Raw genomic sequence first — 15,066 nt, 5'->3', positions numbered from 1 at the left:
TTCATGAAAACCGATAAGCCGCGCTATAACCTGCGCGGTGTCGATCTTCACGCCTTTAACGACATGGACAGCTTCCTGCACTTCTTGCTGCCGGATGGCAAACCGCGCTGTGGTACGCTGGTGGCGATGAATGCAGAAAAGATGCTGACGCTGGAAGAAGATGCGCAACTGCGTGCACTGATTGCTGAAGCGGAATTTAAATATCCGGATGGCATTAGCATTGTGCGCTCCTTACGCAAAAAATATCCGCAGTTGCAGGTTAGTCGCATCGCTGGCGCCGATCTGTGGGAAGCCCTGATGGAGCGCGCAGGCCGCAGCGGCATTCCGGTGTTTCTGATTGGCGGTCGTCAGGCTGTGCTGGATGAAACCTGTGACAAACTGCGTCGTCAGTGGAATGTGAACATCGTCGGCAGTCAGGATGGCTATTTTGCCCCGGCAGAGCGTGAGGCGTTGTTTGCGCGCATTGCGGCCAGCGGTGCACAGATTGTCACGGTGGCGCAGGGCTCGCCGCGTCAGGAGTTGCTGATGCGTGATTGCCGCGCGCACTGGCCGCATGCGCTCTATATGGGCGTAGGCGGTACCTACGACGTTTTCACCGGCCACGTTGCGCGTGCACCGCGAATCTGGCAGAAATTAGGTCTGGAATGGCTCTATCGTTTGATTCGGCAGCCATCGCGTTGGCGCCGCCAGTTAAAACTGCTGAAATATTTGCGCTATCATTGGCGTGGCGATCTTTGATATCGCCGATTTATTCAGCAATATCATCAGTGCAGGCAGCAAAACTGCATTAATAATCGACGGAATGCACAAAGCGTAATCAAACGCGTTTTTTTTATAAAAAAGCGCTGGACAGTATGAGGTCAAGCCCGTAGTATGCCCATCCGCAACGGCGCTACGCGCCCGTAGCTCAGCTGGATAGAGCGCTGCCCTCCGGAGGCAGAGGTCTCAGGTTCGAATCCTGTCGGGCGCGCCATTTAGTTTGTGCGCAAGAGCTTCGGTGGTTGGTTTTAACCGCGTTATGCAGTGAAAATAGTAAGCAGAGATGCTTACGCACCAGAATTATGGTGGCTATAGCTCAGTTGGTAGAGCCCTGGATTGTGATTCCAGTTGTCGTGGGTTCGAGTCCCATTAGCCACCCCAAATTTTGCTGGGCACGCGATGGTGGCGGAATTGGTAGACGCGCTAGCTTCAGGTGTTAGTGTTCTTACGGACGTGAGGGTTCAAGTCCCTCCCTTCGCACCAGGCAAAATTACGCGGTAGCGTGAAGAAATAAGATACAGAAAAAATCGGCGAGTAGCGCAGCTTGGTAGCGCAACTGGTTTGGGACCAGTGGGTCGGAGGTTCGAATCCTCTCTCGCCGACCATATTCGAAAAGCCTGCTTGAAAAAGCAGGCTTTTTTCGTTTTATCTTTCCCTAAACTGATCTTATCCTTTTCAGCAACTCAGCAACTCAGCAACTCAGCAACTCAGCAACTCAGCAACTCAGCAACTCAGCATCCCGGCTTCTCAACACCATGCGGCTTCTTAAATCACACCACCGGCTGTTGTCGTCATAATGAGACTCATAACCCATTGATATTAAATGGACTGACAGTTCCTTGCATTGGTTGTCGTTGAGAGGAGACAGTAATTGAGGGGAGTGTTGCGAAATAACGACGCACTTCTCAGCCTGAAGTGAGGCCGCACGGTTATCTTTCTGATTTAAAATAACTTATCTCTGAATCTGCAATTCTGGCACGGCTTATGCAATAATAATCCTGTAGATGCTCATTCCACCTCTTATGTTTGCTGATGCTACATAAACCTGGGAATGATGCAGAGCCCCTTACGGTATCCGTTGTCCAGCCTGGCAGTTATTGCGCACGCTTTACTGCAGTAAGAAGGACATTACGTTGAGTCGGATACCATCAGTTGTCTGAACGACCTGATCTTACACCTGCTTATGGCAGGTGTTTTTTTATCTGCGATTAACCCTCACGCCGCTACTCTTCAGGCAAAAAAAAGCCGGGACAAGCCCGGCGTGCACAAAAGTAACAATCGTTAAATTAAGCGTTTGGATTCGTCTTCAAGGTGAGAAGCAGACCTTCACGGCGCATTTGAGCAGCATCCTCGGGGCGATGCAGGCGATCATAGACATCGGCCAACCAGGCATAATCAAAAGCATCAGGGCGTTGTGCCAGTGCCTGCTGGAAAGCTTCAGCGGCCTGTTGCCACTCACCGTGGCGCATCAGCATCTGGCCCAAGGTGCTGTGCAACAGCGGCGTTGCGCCATGTTGTTTGATTTGCTGGCGCAGCGCTTTCTCCAGCGATTGCGGATCGCCACTTTTAATGCGTGGCATTAACAGCACCAGGCGATCGTCATACTGGCGCTTCAATCCTTCCAGCACGATGCTTTGTGCAGTATCAGGGTCATCACACTCAATCAGATGTTCCGCCATCGCCACCTGCAGCGCCGTTTCCTGACGCGTTTTACGGCTCTGGTTTTGCCACCACTTCTTCAGGCCTTCGCTGCCTTGATCGGCCATGGCCTGATTCATCATGCCTAGCCAGGCTTGCTGTTGTAGCGCCTCACGATGGGCTTCATCGTTAACCTGTGATTTCTGCATGGAGGGCAGAATATCCAGCAACGCGGCCCATGCGCCGGTGCGAATATAAGCCTGTTCAGCCAGACGCAGCACTTCCGGATGACGCGGTGCGACTTCCAGCAATCGGTCAATGCCATGACGGGCGGCGTGATCTTCATTACGTGCCAGTTGCAGGCGCACGCGGGTGATTTCAACCGGAATGGTGTCGTTCTCGGACAGCTCAGACGCACGTTCCAGATGTTGATTGGCACGCACTTCGTCACCACGCTGCTGCGCCGCTTCGGCTGCCAGCAGATAGTTAGCCACCGGCTGATCGGCGTGATCGGCATTCTTCGACAGCAGTTTTTCAACTTGCTTGTAATCACCTTCCGCCAGCTTCATCAGAGCGCTCTGCGTGTGACGCTGCGCGCTGCGGCGTTTACGTCCAGTGAACCAACCACGCGTGCGTGCACCGGTGCGGAATACGCGGCGTAAAATCCATTCAATGAACAGAATCACCAGCAGACTGAGAATCAGGATGATTGCCAGTCCCGTGACGCTGGTTTCCACGTTCCAGTTATCGGTCTGAATCAGCACGTAGCCCTGGTGTCCAGCAATCATCGGCCCCAATACCACGCCTGCGATCAGCAGCAGGAAAAGCACCAATACTTTCAGCATGCTTAGCCTCCCTGTTGATCAGCCGGAACCGATGGCTGCGCCAGCAGGTTGCGCACGCGCGTCTGCATCAATTTTTCCAGCAGCGCCTGACTTTCCAGCGTATCCGGCACATCCATTGAGATGTTTTGCTGACTCAGCTCATCCAGCTGTGCGAGGAAGGCTTTGGTGGCAGCGTCGTTGGTGTCATACCAGGCGCGCACCCAGGTTGAGACCGCATCAATCGACTGTTTGTAGATTTCATCCTGATGACGTGGCACAGCCTGGGCGGCAATCAGCAGACGTGAACGAATGTTTTCACGCAGGTAAACGTCCTGATTCGGTGCCAGTAGCGGCTGTGCGGTGTTATCACGGCGGCGGATGGTAATGAAATCATCCATAAAGTTATGCCAGCTCTTCACCAGGTTTTGACGCCATTCGTGCAGCGAGCTGGAAAGCTCTCCGCCATCGGCATCCATCGGTGAATCATCACTGTCATTGTCAGCCAGACGCAGATTATCGACGCCGTTCGACAACTGATTGAGTTTGAGGATGATGCCATCGTAATCGACCTGGCTCACCGTTGAGAGAGAACTGATGTCCTGCGTTAAGGCACGACGCACGTTCATCACGCTCGGGTCATTCATATCGGCCAGGCTGGTATCGGCGCTTTTCAACAGCGCGGCGGCGGTGGTGACATCCTGATCGCTCCACAGCTTGCGGCCCGCCAGTTTTACGAGATAATCCGCTTGCGCCAGCAGCCAGGTGCGGGTGTCATTGCCGGAGATCGTCGCGACTTTATCGCGCAGGGTTTCCAGCTCTTTGGCGCTGTTGTCCTGCTGGGTACGCGCTTCCTGCAACGCTGTGTTCGCGGTGTCCAGTTGTTGCGTCAGCTGTTGTTTGTCGCTGCCCAGTTGCTGCTGCAGGGCGCTCAGCTGTTCACTCAGGTTCTGGTTTGTCTGAGCCTGTAAATCGGCCTGATGTTTCCCATTGAGGTAAAGTCCCGCGCCAATCGCCAGCGCAATCACAATCGCCACCGCGCTCAGTACTTTGCCATCGCTTTTTTTATCGCGAGGCTTTTTACCGTCTGGCGTGGGGGAAGTGTCCGCAGGGGTGGTTTCTTCAACCATGGCGGAGGAGGCTTTTTGTTCCGTCATTATGGCTCATCCCATTGTTAAGTTCAGCGTAACGCGCGCAGCAGCGCATCGTTATCAGCACCATCGGCTACCTCAATATCCTGCCAGCCTAATTCGGCGGCCTGAGTAGCCAAACGTTCACTGACGACCACCAGTCGACAGTGCAATAACCATTCCCGACGATCGATTGGCGGAAACAGTGCAAAGAGTTGTTGTAACATCTCACCGCTGGTGACCACCAGCGTGGTAATTCCGCGATCGCGCCAGCGACGACCCTCAATCGCGCCCTCATAATACTTTTCACACCGTTGATAGCACTCGCAGTATTCCACCTCGGCGCCGCGTTCCAGCAGGGTTTCCGCCAGTAACTCACGGCCTGGGCTGCCGCGCAAAATCAGCGCACGCTTGCCTTTTACCTGCTGCAGACGGTTGAGGCGCACTAACTCTTCGCTGGTCTCCCGCGCATGAGGATAGTCTACTTTCAGATGACTGACGGTATGCAGTGCCAGCGCGGTGCTGCGCCCTATAGCATAGTAGTCGAGTGTTTCGGGCCAGGTGAGGGCACTCTGCTGTAGCGCTGGATGGGCAAACAGCACCACCTGCTGTGACAGCAGAAACACCAGATCGCCCGGCCGTAAAGCCGCCAGTTTTTGCGGCAATTGTTGCAGATCGCGACCCGGCGTGAATTCAATCAGCGGTAGAGTCCACGCCAGTTTTCCCTGGGTTCGCAGACGCGAAACCAGTTCACTGGCAGCGGGTTCCGGGCGGGTCACGAGAATGGTCATGCGGGTGTTTGCCCCTGATAAACGTCGCGCAGAATGTCGCGGGCGCCGCCATCCAGCAGCTCTTCTGCAAGGGAAATCCCCATTTGCACGGCGTTTTCGCGCGGACCACGGCGTTCACCTACCACCATTTGCTGGCCATCCGGTGAGCCGACTAAGCCACGTAACCATAGCTGATTATCTTCCAGCACGGCGAAGCTGCCGATCGGTACCTGACAACCGCCTTCGAGGCGTGTGTTCATCGCGCGTTCAGCGCGCACACAAACATCGGTGTCGTCGTGATTCAGCGCCTGCAATAAGGTAATCAGTTCGTGATCATCAAGGCGACATTCGATGCCGACGGCGCCCTGGCCCACGGCGGGCAGCGAGATTTCAGCGGGCATCGCCTGACGAATGCGGTCGTCGAGGTTCAAGCGCTTCAGGCCTGCCGCGGCCAGAATAATGGCGTCATATTCTCCGGCATCCAGCTTACCTAAACGGGTGCCCACGTTCCCGCGTAACGAACGTATGATCAGATCGGGACGACGCGCGCTGAGCTGACACTGACGACGCAGACTGGACGTCCCCACAATCGCGCCCTGTGGCAGTTCATCAATACTGTTATAAAGATTGGAAACGAAGGCATCACGCGGGTCTTCACGCTCGCAGATGGTGACGAGGCCCAGGCCTTCCGGGAAATCCACCGGCACATCCTTCATGGAGTGCACCGCAAGATCGGCACGGTTTTCCAGCATTGCCAGTTCAAGCTCTTTGACAAACAGGCCTTTTCCACCGACTTTAGCCAGCGGCGTATCGAGAATGATGTCGCCTTTAGTGACCATCGGCACCAGCTCAACCTGCACGCCCGGATGTGCTGCCATCAGGCGTTGTTGGACATATTGTGCCTGCCATAAAGCAAGGGGACTTTGTCTGGTAGCAATTCTGAAAATTTTGTTTAACATGCTGTTAACCATTTTGATCGTTCATCGATTATCCTATCATTGATAGGGGAATGCTGTCAGTTTCAACGGATTGAAAAGGCTTCGATGTCAGTTGTTACGCATTATTGCGTCATTTTCTGACGTCTAAGTCCGAAAAAGCAGGGCTACATGGGGAACGTGCTAAACTGTCATGTAGCGCAACTTTCTTTACGGTCAATCCTCCAGGTGTTAGATTGATCACGTTTCCAGCAATAATTTGCCCAACATCTTTATTATTAAGCGGCAGGTTTTGGAAACAGGGTGCTTAACACTGGGACAATCAGGCGAAACGTCTTGTACCTCTACATTGAGACACTGAAACAGAGACTGGATGCAATTAACCAGCTGCGCGTTGATCGCGCACTGGCTGCTATGGGACCTGCCTTCCAGCAAGTCTACAGTCTGCTGCCAACATTACTGCACTATCATCACCCGCTGATGCCGGGCTACCTTGACGGTAGCGTTCCCCACGGCGTCAGCTTCTTCACGCCTGATGAAAACCAACAGCATTTGTTGCAACAGTTGGCAGGAGATCAGTCTCTGGATCTCAGCACTGCGGTCAAAGGTGAACGTCCGATTACCGGCATTTACTCGATGGGCAGTACCTCGTCCGTCGGTCAGAACAGCGTGTCCGATCTCGACATCTGGGTGTGTCACCAATCCTGGTTAGATAATGAAGAGCGCCTCAATCTGCAGCGCAAGTGTACCCTGTTGCAGAAATGGTGTGTGTCGATGGGTGTGGAAGTCAGTTTCTTCCTGATCGACGAGAATCGTTTCCGCCACAATGAGAGCGGCAGCCTCGGTGGTGAAGACTGCGGTTCTACCCAACATATTTTGCTGCTGGATGAGTTCTACCGTACCGCTGTGCGTATGGCGGGTAAACGCATCCTGTGGAACATGGTGCCCGGCGAAGAAGAGCACCATTACGACGATTACGTGATGTCACTCTATTCACAAGGCGTGTTGACGCCGAATGAGTGGCTGGATCTCGGCGGCCTCGGCACGCTGTCAGCCGAAGAGTACTTCGGGGCCAGCTTGTGGCAGCTGTATAAAAGCATCGATTCACCGTACAAAGCGGTGCTGAAAACCCTGTTGTTAGAAGCGTACAGCTGGGAATACCCAAACACGCAATTGCTGGCGATGGATATCAAACAGCGCCTGCACGATGGCGAAATTGTCTGCTTCGGTCTCGACCCTTATTGCATGATGCTGGAGCGCGTGACGCGCTATCTGACCAGCGTCGATGACATGGCGCGCCTCGATTTGGTGCGTCGATGTTTCTATTTAAAAGTGTGTGAGAAGCTCTCGAGTGACGATCACCACCATCACCGCTCAGGCTGGCGTCGCGAGATTCTTTCGCAGCTGGTGAAAGAGTGGGGTTGGGATGAAGAGAAAATTGCGGTATTGGATAACCGCGCCCAGTGGAAAATTGAGCGTGTGCGTGAAGCGCACAACGAGTTGCTGGATGCGATGATGCAGAGCTATCGCAACCTGATCCGTTTTGCCCGTCGTAACAATTTAAGCGTCAGTGCCAGCCCGCAGGATATCGGCGTGCTGACGCGTAAACTGTATGCCGCGTTTGAAGCGTTGCCGGGCAAAGTGACGCTGGTGAACCCACAGATTTCGCCTGACCTGTCGGAAGATAATCTGACCTTTATTCATGTGCCGGAAGGTCGCGCCAATCGCGCCGGTTGGTATCTTTACAACCAGTCGCCGGACATGAGTTCGATCATCAGCCATCAGCCGCTGGAATATAACCGCTACCTGAACAAGTTAGTGGCGTGGGCGTGGTTCAACGGTTTGCTGACCAGCAAAACGCGTTTACATATGAAGGGCAACGAATTCTGCGATCTGCCGCGTTTGCAGGAGTTGGTGAACGATGTGTCGAGCCACTTCCCGCTGCGTGTACCTGCGCCGACGCCAAAAGCGTTGTACAGCCCGTGCGAAATCCGTCATCTGGCGATTATCGTTAACCTCGAACACGATCCGACCTCCGCCTTCCGCAATCAGGTGGTGCACTTTGATTTCCGCAAGCTGGATGTGTTCAGCTTCGGCCAGCAGCAACAGTGCCTGATTGGTAGCATTGATCTGCTGTACCGCAACTCATGGAATGAAGTGCGTACGCTGCACTTCAGCGGTGAGCAGGCGATGATCGAAGCGCTGAAAACCATTCTCGGCAAAATGCATCAGGACGCCGCACCGCCGGATACGGTGGAAGTGTTCTGCTACAGCCAGCATCTGCGCGGTTTGATTCGTACCCGCGTACAGCAGCTGGTGTCTGAGTGTATTGAGCTGCGTCTGTCGAGTACCCGTCAGGAGCCAGGCCGCTTTAAAGCGCTGCGCATGGCGGGCCAGACGTGGGGCTTGTTCTTCGAACGCATGAGCGTCTCGGTGCAGAAACTGGAAAATGCGGTGGAGTTCTACGGCGCGATTTCCAACAACAAGCTGCACGGTTTATCGATCAAAGTGGAATCGAATCAAACGCCATTACCGCCGGTGGTGAACGGCTATGCCAGCGAAGGCATCATTCAGTTCTTCTTTGAAGACACCAATGACGATCGCGGCTTCAACATCTATATACTCGACGAAACCAATCGCGTTGAGGTTTATCACCATTGTGAAGGCAGCAAAGAAGAGTTGGTGCGTGATGTGAGCCGTTTTTACTCCTCGTCGCATGATCGATTCACCTATGGCTCCAGCTTTATCAACTTCAACCTGCCGCAGTTCTACCAGATTGTGCACGCGGGCGATCGCTTCCAGGTGATTCCATTCCGCAGCCAGACGCTGACACAGCTCTGTGCGACGCAGCCCGATAACGACAACGGCGATTTCCAGCCGCGCTACCAAATGCATTGATCCCGCCTGCGTTCGCGCGGTGGGATTGGCTTTTCCTCTGACATGCGCCCGGATTTGCGGGTATTTCCTGTTGCTTTTACAACGTCAACTGCGATGATAAGCAGCCAAGGCTTAAGGACAGGAAGAGCAGACAGAATGAGACACATGATAAGTCAGCTGGGTATCGCGCTGGCACTGGTCAGCCTCGCAGGCTGTGGCCTGAAAGGACCGCTGTATTTCCCGCCCAAAGATCAGCCGACCAAACAAAACCAGCAGGTCACCCAACAGCAGCAAAAAGCGGCGCAGGATGCTGACGTTAACGGTTTGGTCACCAGCAAATCGGGTTCACAGGCGAACTAATCTCTATGAGTAATCCGGCGGAGCAGAAAATGCAGTTCTCGAAAATGCACGGTCTCGGCAACGATTTCATGGTTGTGGATGCTGTGACGCAAAACGTCTTTTTTTCGCCGGAACTGATTCGCCGTCTGGCGGATCGGCATCTGGGGATCGGTTTCGATCAGCTGCTGATCGTCGAACCGCCTTACGATCCGGATCTCGATTTTCATTACCGAATTTTCAACGCCGATGGCAGCGAAGTGGCTCAGTGCGGTAACGGTGCACGCTGTTTCGCTCGCTTTGTGCGCCTGAAAGGGCTGACCAACAAAAGCGACATCCGCGTGAGTACGCAAACCGGGCGTATGGTGCTGAGCGTGACCAGCGATGAGCTGGTACGTGTCAACATGGGTGAACCCAACTTCGATCCGCAACAGGTGCCGCTGCGCGCCAATAAAGCGGAAAGCCTGTATCTGCAACGTGTTGCGGAGCAGACCGTGATGTTTGGTGCGGTGTCGATGGGCAACCCGCACTGTGTGATTCAGGTTGAGAGTGTGAAAACGGCCGCCGTGGAAACCCTCGGTCCGCTGCTGGAAAGCCACGAACGCTTCCCCGAGCGCGTCAACGTGGGCTTTATGGAAGTGGTTAATCCTGAACACATTCGTCTGCGCGTGTATGAACGCGGCGCGGGTGAAACCCAGGCCTGTGGCAGCGGCGCTTGCGCAGCCGTTGCCTGCGGCATTCAGCAAGGCATTCTGGCGGAAAAAGTTCGCGTTGATTTGCCTGGCGGAACGCTGCATATCGCCTGGAAAGGAGTGGGTCAGCCGCTGTTTATGACCGGGCCAGCCACACACGTCTACGATGGGTTTATTCATCTATGAAAAATGTCGAAGAGCAAACCGACAGCGCGGTTTTGCTGGACGATCAGTCGGTAAGCGCCTTCCTGCGCCAGAACCCCGATTTCTTTATTCGCAATGCGCGCCAGGTTGAACAGATGATGGTGCCGCACCCGGTGCGCGGCAGCGTGTCGCTGGTAGAGTGGCACATGGCGCGTCAGCGCAACCACATCCAGCAGCTGGAAGAGGAAATCACGCTGTTGATGGAGCAGGCTACGGCCAACCATCAACTGTTCGATCGTCTGCTGGGGTTACAAGGCCATCTTGCCGCGGCGGACAGCCTGCAGGAAATGTTAACGCGTCTGCACCGTTGGGCGCGTGAGTTGGGTCTGGCCGGCGCCAATGTGCGGGTGTTCAACGACCATTGGCACATCGGCGCACCTTCTGATTTCACCCAGTTGGGTCTTTCTCGTCAGGCTTTTGAGCCGCTGCGTATTCAACGCTTTGGTGCTGAACATCATTACCTTGGCAGCCTGAATGGCCCGGAGTTACTGCTGTTGTTGCCTCAGGCGAAAGCCATCGGGTCGGTGGCGATGTCGCTGATGGGCGAACGCGGCGAGCTTGGCGTGCTAATTTTCAGCAGCCGCGACAACCAGCATTATCAAGCGGGCATGGGCACTTTGCTGTTACAGCATCTGGCGCAAATGCTGCCGGATCTGCTGTCTCGCTGGATTGAACGCGCATGAGTGACGTCAGCCCGTTGCAGCCAGCCGTTGAGGGCTTTCTGCGTTATCTGAAAGTCGAACGCCAGCTCAGCCCGTTGACGCAAAAGAATTACACCCGCCAGTTGCAGACGATGACCGCGATGGCCGATGAGATGAAGATCGCCTCATGGGCACAACTGGAGCCCGCACAGGTTCGTCAGTTGGCGGCTCGCAGCCGTCGTGCCGGACTCGGGCCCAGCAGTCTGGCATTACGTATGTCAGCACTGCGCAGTTTTCTTGACTGGCAGGTCAGCCAGGGGATGCTAAGCGCCAATCCGGCCAAAGGCATCTCCACGCCGCGCAATGCTCGTCATCTGCCAAAAAATATGGATGTCGACGAGGTTAACCAGCTGCTGGAAATCGACCTGAACGATCCGCTGGCGGTGCGCGACCGCGCGATGCTGGAGACCATGTACGGCGGCGGTTTACGTTTGTCGGAGCTGGTGGGCATGGATTGTCGTCATGTCGATCTCGACGCCGGTGAAGTGTGGGTGTTGGGGAAAGGCAGTAAAGAGCGACGTGTGCCGATTGGTGGCACGGCGGTGACCTGGCTGCAACACTGGCTGCCACTGCGTGCAAGCTTCGCGCCGCAGGATGATGCAATGTTTGTTTCCAGTCGCGGCACGCGTATTTCAGCGCGTAACGTGCAAAAGCGCTTTGCCGAGTGGGGCATTAAGCAGGGCGTGGCCAACCATATTCATCCGCATAAACTGCGTCACTCGTTTGCGACCCATTTGCTCGAATCGAGTGGCGATCTGCGTGCGGTGCAGGAACTGCTCGGGCACGCTAATCTGTCGACCACGCAAATCTATACCCATCTCGATTTCCAGCATCTGGCGACCGTGTACGACGCGGCGCATCCACGTGCTAAACGAGGAAAGTCTGAATGAAGTTCTACCGCCCGCTGGGCCCGATCAAAGCGATCACTTTCGATCTCGACGATACGCTGTATGACAACCATCCGGTGATCCGTAAAACCACTGCCGAATCCCACGCCGCGTTGCAGGCCTTCCATCCGGCATTGCGTGAATTCACCCCCGCTGATTATCAGGCGCTGCGTGACGAACTGCTGGCGCGTGAGCCGGAAATTTACCACGACGTGTCTGAGTGGCGCCGCCGCTCGGTTGAGCTGGCAATGATCAATATCGGCTTATCCGCTGCTGAAGCCCGCGCCGGTGCCAGCGAAGTGATGGGTGTATTCCATCAGTGGCGCAGCGAAGTCGAGATGCCGGATGAAACGCATCAAACGCTAACGTGGCTGGGCGAGCGCGTCCCGCTGGTGGCGATCACTAACGGCAATGCCTGTCCGGAAAAGCTGGGGATCAACCACTACTTCCAGTTCGCCCTGCGCGCCGGCCCGCACGGCCGTGCTAAGCCGTGGCAGGATATGTATCAGCTGGCGGCTGAGCGTTTGAACATCGCACCTGAGCATATTCTTCATGTGGGCGACGATCTCACCACCGATGTGGTCGGTTCAATAAACGCGGGCATGCAAGCCTGCTGGATCAACCTGCGCGATGGCAATCTGATGAAGATTGATGATGCGCGTTTGCTGCCGCACGTCGAAATTCATCAGTTGGCATCGCTGACCTCGCTGCTATAATGCTGTATGTTCATCCAGCTAATGGCTGGATGATGGCAGGCATTTCCTGACGCACAAATCGTAGCGGCACCCTTCATTTTGCGATGAATAGCGCCGCTACAAATGGTGCGTTGACTGAATGCTGAGAAACCGCATTTCTCAATCCTCCTTTTATTATTTTGGCAAAACGGTGCTTATGGACGTTTCTGATCTGCTTAACGGCTTGAATGACAAACAGCGCGAGGCGGTCGCCGCGCCGCGCAGCAATCTGCTGGTGCTGGCCGGGGCAGGCAGTGGCAAAACGCGCGTGCTGGTGCATCGCATTGCCTGGCTGCTGTCGGTAGAGAATTGCTCGCCTTACTCGATCATGGCGGTGACCTTTACCAACAAAGCGGCGGCTGAAATGCGCCATCGTATCGATCAACTGATCGGCACCAGTCAGGGCGGTATGTGGATTGGTACCTTCCACGGCCTGGCGCACCGTTTACTGCGTGCCCATCATCTTGATGCCAATCTGCCGCAGGATTTCCAGATTCTCGATAGCGACGATCAGCTGCGCCTGCTCAAGCGTCTGATCAAAGCCATGAACCTTGATGAGAAACAGTGGCCTGCACGCCAGGGCATGTGGTACATCAACGGCAAAAAAGATGAAGGGCTGCGTCCAAAACACATCGAAAGCTACGGTAATCCGATTGAACAAACCTGGCTGCGCATCTATCAGGCTTATCAGGAGGCTTGCGATCGCGCGGGCTTAGTGGATTTTGCCGAACTGCTGCTGCGTGCGCATGAGCTGTGGCTGAACAAGCCGCATATCCTGAATCATTACCGCGAGCGTTTTAGCAACGTGCTGGTGGACGAATTCCAGGATACGAACAACATCCAGTACGCGTGGATCCGTATGCTGGCGGGCGATACCGGTCGTGTGATTATCGTCGGGGATGACGATCAGTCGATTTACGGCTGGCGTGGCGCGCAGGTCGAGAACATCCAGCGCTTCCTGCAGGATTTCCCTGGCGCGGAAACCATTCGCCTGGAGCAAAACTACCGCTCGACCAATAACATCCTGAAAGCGGCTAACACGCTGATCGCCAATAACAATGGTCGCCTCGGTAAAGAGTTGTGGACCGATGGCAGTGACGGCGAAAAGATATCCCTCTACTGCGCGTTTAACGAATTAGACGAAGCGCGCTTCGTGGTCAACCGTATCAAAACCTGGCATGAGAACGGCAATGCGCTGCAGGATTGCGCCATTCTCTACCGCAGCAACGCCCAGTCGCGCGTGCTGGAGGAGGCGCTGTTGCAAGGCAGCATGCCGTACCGTATTTACGGCGGCATGCGCTTCTTCGAACGCCAGGAGATCAAAGATGCGCTGGCGTATCTGCGTCTGATGGTGAACCGCAATGACGATGCCGCGTTTGAGCGCGTGGTGAACACGCCAGTGCGCGGCGTGGGCGATCGCACATTGGATGTGGTGCGCCAGACCGCGCGCGAACAGCAATTAACGCTGTGGCAAGCGACGCGTGAACTGCTGCAAAACAAAGCCCTGGCGGGACGTGCGGCTTCCGCGCTGCAGCGCTTCTGCGAGCTGGTGGATTCGCTGGCCACGGAAACCGCCGATATGCCACTGCACGTGCAGACCGATCGCGTGATCAAGGATTCCGGCCTGTGGATCATGTACGAGCAGGAAAAGGGCGAAAAAGGCCAGGCACGTATCGAAAACTTAGAGGAGCTGGTGACGGCAACGCGTCAGTTCAGCTATCAGGACGAGGACGAAGATCTGATGCCGCTGCAGGCGTTTCTGTCGCATGCGGCGCTGGAGGCCGGTGAAGGTCAGGCCGACAAATGGCAGGATGCGGTACAGCTGATGACCATGCACTCGGCGAAAGGTCTTGAGTTCACTCAGGTCTTTATTGTGGGTATGGAAGAGGGCATGTTCCCCAGCCAGATGTCGCTGGATGAAGGTGGCCGCCTCGAAGAAGAACGTCGTCTTGCCTACGTTGGCGTCACGCGCGCGATGGAGAAGCTCACGCTGACCTACGCCGAAACTCGCCGCCTTTATGGTAAAGAAGTGTATCACCGTCCATCGCGTTTTATCGGCGAATTGCCGGAAGAGTGCGTCGAGGAAGTGCGTCTGCGCGCCAGTGTCAGCCGTCCGGTGAGCCATCAACGCATGGGCACGCCAATCACGGAAAACGACAGTGGATTCGCGCTGGGCCAGCGTGTACGCCATGCCAAATTCGGTGAAGGCACCATCATCAACCTCGAAGGCAGCGGTGAACACAGCCGCTTGCAGGTGGCATTTCAGGGCCAGGGCATCAAGTGGCTGGTGGCGGCGTACGCGCGTCTGGAAACGGTGTAGCGCCGTTGCGTTACCTTGACGACTTTTTCGTCTCAGCGTAACATGCGCGCACTATTATCATGAGAGGACAATGCCTTGGACGCGCCCAGTCGATGCTGGCTCAACCGCCTGTTTAACAGGAATAACATCTAAGGCTACCTCTATACGCGGGTAGCCTTAGCGGTTATCAGCGACCTCCCTTTACACTCTCGTCGCACGAGTCAGCACTGATTTACCCTTGAAGCGAAAGTTTCCGCGTTCAGGCTTTGCCGTGCCCGTTTTG

Annotated in this window: 12 protein-coding genes and 4 tRNA genes; 12 read left to right on the top strand and 4 right to left on the bottom strand. The window is 55.2% G+C overall.

Translation table 11 applies throughout. The features are described from left to right. Nucleotides 1-3 precede the first annotated feature (3 nt). The 5 genes from wecG to JK231_RS13780 all read left to right on the top strand — a co-directional run bounded on the left by wecG (nucleotide 4) and on the right by JK231_RS13780 (nucleotide 1,364). Nucleotides 4-738, top strand: coding sequence for a lipopolysaccharide N-acetylmannosaminouronosyltransferase (gene wecG, locus JK231_RS13800; protein ID WP_058960371.1), 735 nt, complete (start codon nucleotides 4-6; stop codon nucleotides 736-738). A 158-nt stretch (nucleotides 739-896) separates the two neighbouring features. Next, nucleotides 897-973: transfer RNA gene (locus JK231_RS13795), tRNA-Arg, on the top strand. Nucleotides 974-1,064: 91 nt separating this feature from the next. Beyond that, nucleotides 1,065-1,140 (top strand) — tRNA-His (locus JK231_RS13790). Between the two features lie 15 nt (nucleotides 1,141-1,155). Further along, a tRNA-Leu gene (locus JK231_RS13785) sits at nucleotides 1,156-1,242 on the top strand. 45 nt (nucleotides 1,243-1,287) lie between these two features. Next, nucleotides 1,288-1,364 (top strand) — tRNA-Pro (locus JK231_RS13780). A gap of 681 nt (nucleotides 1,365-2,045) precedes the next feature. Here JK231_RS13780 and hemY read toward each other — a convergent pair. The 4 genes from hemY to hemC are packed head-to-tail and all read right to left on the bottom strand — an operon-like array spanning nucleotide 2,046 to nucleotide 6,077. After that, complete coding sequence (gene hemY, locus JK231_RS13775; protein ID WP_211728844.1) at nucleotides 2,046-3,242, bottom strand: protoheme IX biogenesis protein HemY; 1,197 nt, start codon at nucleotides 3,240-3,242, stop codon at nucleotides 2,046-2,048. A 2-nt stretch (nucleotides 3,243-3,244) separates the two neighbouring features. Continuing rightward, complete coding sequence (gene hemX / locus JK231_RS13770; protein WP_034827857.1) at nucleotides 3,245-4,375, bottom strand: uroporphyrinogen-III C-methyltransferase; 1,131 nt, start codon at nucleotides 4,373-4,375, stop codon at nucleotides 3,245-3,247. Nucleotides 4,376-4,398: 23 nt separating this feature from the next. Further along, the gene (gene hemD, locus JK231_RS13765) at nucleotides 4,399-5,139 is read right to left on the bottom strand and encodes a uroporphyrinogen-III synthase (RefSeq protein ID WP_034827859.1); all 741 of its coding nucleotides are present in this window, start codon (nucleotides 5,137-5,139) and stop codon (nucleotides 4,399-4,401) included. Continuing rightward, entirely contained in the window at nucleotides 5,136-6,077 is a 942-nt protein-coding gene (hemC, locus tag JK231_RS13760; RefSeq protein ID WP_097118546.1) for a hydroxymethylbilane synthase, read from the bottom strand. The genes hemD and hemC overlap by 4 nt, the downstream gene beginning before the upstream one ends. 312 nt (nucleotides 6,078-6,389) lie before the next feature. Between hemC and JK231_RS13755 the strand changes: the two genes are divergently transcribed. The 7 genes from JK231_RS13755 (at nucleotide 6,390) to uvrD (ending at nucleotide 14,804) form a co-directional block, all read left to right on the top strand. Continuing rightward, complete coding sequence (locus JK231_RS13755) at nucleotides 6,390-8,951, top strand: class I adenylate cyclase (RefSeq protein ID WP_097118518.1); 2,562 nt, start codon at nucleotides 6,390-6,392, stop codon at nucleotides 8,949-8,951. 135 nt (nucleotides 8,952-9,086) lie between these two features. Next, entirely contained in the window at nucleotides 9,087-9,290 is a 204-nt protein-coding gene (locus JK231_RS13750; RefSeq protein WP_097118519.1) for a lipoprotein, read from the top strand. 29 nt (nucleotides 9,291-9,319) lie between these two features. Then, entirely contained in the window at nucleotides 9,320-10,144 is an 825-nt protein-coding gene (gene dapF, locus JK231_RS13745; RefSeq protein ID WP_058960398.1) for a diaminopimelate epimerase, read from the top strand. Beyond that, complete coding sequence (locus JK231_RS13740) at nucleotides 10,141-10,845, top strand: DUF484 domain-containing protein (RefSeq protein WP_034827865.1); 705 nt, start codon at nucleotides 10,141-10,143, stop codon at nucleotides 10,843-10,845. The genes dapF and JK231_RS13740 overlap by 4 nt, the downstream gene beginning before the upstream one ends. Continuing rightward, nucleotides 10,842-11,753, top strand: a complete 912-nt coding sequence (xerC, locus tag JK231_RS13735; protein ID WP_058960365.1) for a tyrosine recombinase XerC — start codon at nucleotides 10,842-10,844, stop codon at nucleotides 11,751-11,753. The genes JK231_RS13740 and xerC overlap by 4 nt, the downstream gene beginning before the upstream one ends. Next, nucleotides 11,750-12,466, top strand: coding sequence for a 5-amino-6-(5-phospho-D-ribitylamino)uracil phosphatase YigB (gene yigB / locus JK231_RS13730; protein WP_058960364.1), 717 nt, complete (start codon nucleotides 11,750-11,752; stop codon nucleotides 12,464-12,466). The genes xerC and yigB overlap by 4 nt, the downstream gene beginning before the upstream one ends. 175 nt (nucleotides 12,467-12,641) lie before the next feature. After that, nucleotides 12,642-14,804 carry a DNA helicase II gene (uvrD, locus tag JK231_RS13725; RefSeq protein ID WP_211728843.1) on the top strand — a complete coding sequence of 721 codons (2,163 nt, stop codon included), beginning with the start codon at nucleotides 12,642-12,644 and terminating at the stop codon, nucleotides 14,802-14,804. Nucleotides 14,805-15,066 lie beyond the last annotated feature (262 nt).

The organism is Pantoea sp. JGM49 (assembly GCF_018257655.1).
GTDB lineage: Bacteria > Pseudomonadota > Gammaproteobacteria > Enterobacterales > Enterobacteriaceae > Pantoea > Pantoea communis.
This window is presented reverse-complemented; position numbering and strand designations above follow the sequence as displayed.